General features: G+C 49.4%; 1 protein-coding gene and 2 pseudogenes. 2 read left to right on the top strand and 1 reads right to left on the bottom strand.

Annotation, left to right across the window (positions count from 1 at the left end; translation table 11 throughout):
• Positions 1-139: 139 nt before the first annotated feature.
• Positions 140-359 (bottom strand): annotated as a pseudogene (locus tag ABLA85_RS18170) (phage tail protein); the annotation flags it as partial.
• A gap of 70 nt (positions 360-429) precedes the next feature.
• Here ABLA85_RS18170 and ABLA85_RS18165 point away from each other — a divergent pair.
• Positions 430-1,329, top strand: a pseudogene (locus tag ABLA85_RS18165) (IS3 family transposase); the annotation flags it as partial.
• A partial coding sequence (locus ABLA85_RS18160) for a transposase (protein WP_367965733.1) occupies positions 1,248-1,828 on the top strand: 581 nt, incomplete at its 3' end. The pseudogene ABLA85_RS18165 and the gene ABLA85_RS18160, both read left to right, overlap by 82 nt.

The following is a 1,828-nucleotide window of genomic DNA, read 5'->3' as shown; positions in this document are numbered from 1 at the left end:
CTTAAGCGAGCGGTATTACGTTACGAGGGCGGGTTTCGTTACCGCCAGTCTTATCTGTTGTAAATTTGTGAAATCCTGCACCTCCGCCAGCTGCTCTTCCATTTCCTGGTTCATTGATTGTTTGATAAGTATGTGAATGGGATTTAAATTCATCGGCCTGCCAACTCAAAATCTCACGCCCCTTATCTGCATCGACTTTGCGCCCTCCGTCATCCCAACCGCGAATAAACTCACCGCGTAACTCGGGGCAGTATCCCGGAGGGGTAGGCTTCTGCCAATTGGGGATAGAGCGTTTTATCAAATGCCTGACCATTGCAGGTGAAATATCCGGCTGGCGCTTTGGGTAACGGCCAGGGAATTGATGTGGTCCAATGATTTTGGTCACCGTTATAGAGGTGATATTCTCACTTCAACACGCAAATAGGTGACATGATGAAAAGACGTTTCAGCCCCGAATTTAAACTGGAATCTGCCCAGCCAGTCCTTGACCAGCATTACAGCATAAGAGAAGCCGCGAAGGCGATGAATGTGAGTAAATCGGCAATGGAATCTTGGGTTCGCCAGTTAAAACAGGAGCGACAAGGCCAATCACCCAAAGCCTCACCCATCACGCCGGAGCAAATTGAAATACGCGAACTGAAAAAGAAACTGCAACGCCTTGAAATGGAAAACGATGTATTAAAAAAAGCCTCAGCACTCTTGATGTCGGACTCCATGAACAGTTCTCGTTAATCGAGCAATTCAGAGTGCATTATCCGGTGGTTTCCCTTTGCCAACTGTTCGGGGTTCATCGCAGTAGTTATCAGGCCTGGCACAAGCGAGTCAAGCGGCCAGACTCTGCTCGCGTAACGCTAAAAAGCCGGGTTCGTGAAGCCTTTAACAAAAGTCACGGTTCTGCCGGAGCACGAACGAGCCTCGATAGTTACCCGTGAGGGGATCCCATTAGGCCGATGGCGGGCCGGAAAACTCATGACTGAACTCGGGCTGGTCAGTCGTCAACAACCCAAACATCGGTATTCACGAAAGGAGCAGGAACATGTTGATATTCCAAACCATCTTGACCGCCAATTTGCTGTTACGGAACCCAATCAGGTTTGGTGTGGTGACATCACCTACATCTGGACAGGTCAACGTTGGGCGTATTTAGCGGGGGTTCTCGACTTATTTGCGCGTAAACCCGTCGGTTGGGCGATGTCATTTTCGCCCGACGCTGAGTTAACGAAGAAAGCCTTAACAATGGCATTTGAATCAAGAGGAAAGCCACAAGGTGTGATGTTTCACAGCGATCAAGATTACTCGGTACCCGAACCGTTGAAACTAATCTGGCAGGATATCAGCAATTGCTGAGCTGGGCGCAAACATGGGGAACCGTGAATCAGGCCAGCATCGAGGGAACCGGAACTTATGGGGCGGGCCTGACCCGTTTTTTGATTAAAAAGGGTATTGAAGTCTTGGAGATCACGCGACCAGATCGTTCAATGCGACGACAGAATGGAAAGTCTGACCCACTGGATGCAGAATGTGCAGCCCGGACGGTGCTGGCAGGCAGAACGCAGGCTATTCCTAAACAACCATCCGGTATCTGTGAGGCATTACGGATCACCGGCGTTGCCAGACGCAGTGCGGTCAAAGCTAAAACACAGGCTATCAATCAGATACGTGCCTTATTGGTCAGTGCTCCTCAAGATATCCGCGATGCGCTCTGGAAAAGTAACCCTCGTGAATGTGTTAATGCGTGTTTAATGCAAACTGAACAGGCTAATTCTTTGTCCTCACAAATTTTATTGCAAATATTGGGCGGGCTGGCACAGAGATGGAAACTCTTGGC

Source organism: Xenorhabdus sp. SGI246 (assembly GCF_040838225.1).
GTDB classification, from domain to species: domain Bacteria; phylum Pseudomonadota; class Gammaproteobacteria; order Enterobacterales; family Enterobacteriaceae; genus Xenorhabdus; species Xenorhabdus indica.
The sequence above is the reverse complement of the archived record's forward strand: the minus strand, read 5'-3'. Positions and strand labels throughout refer to the sequence as shown.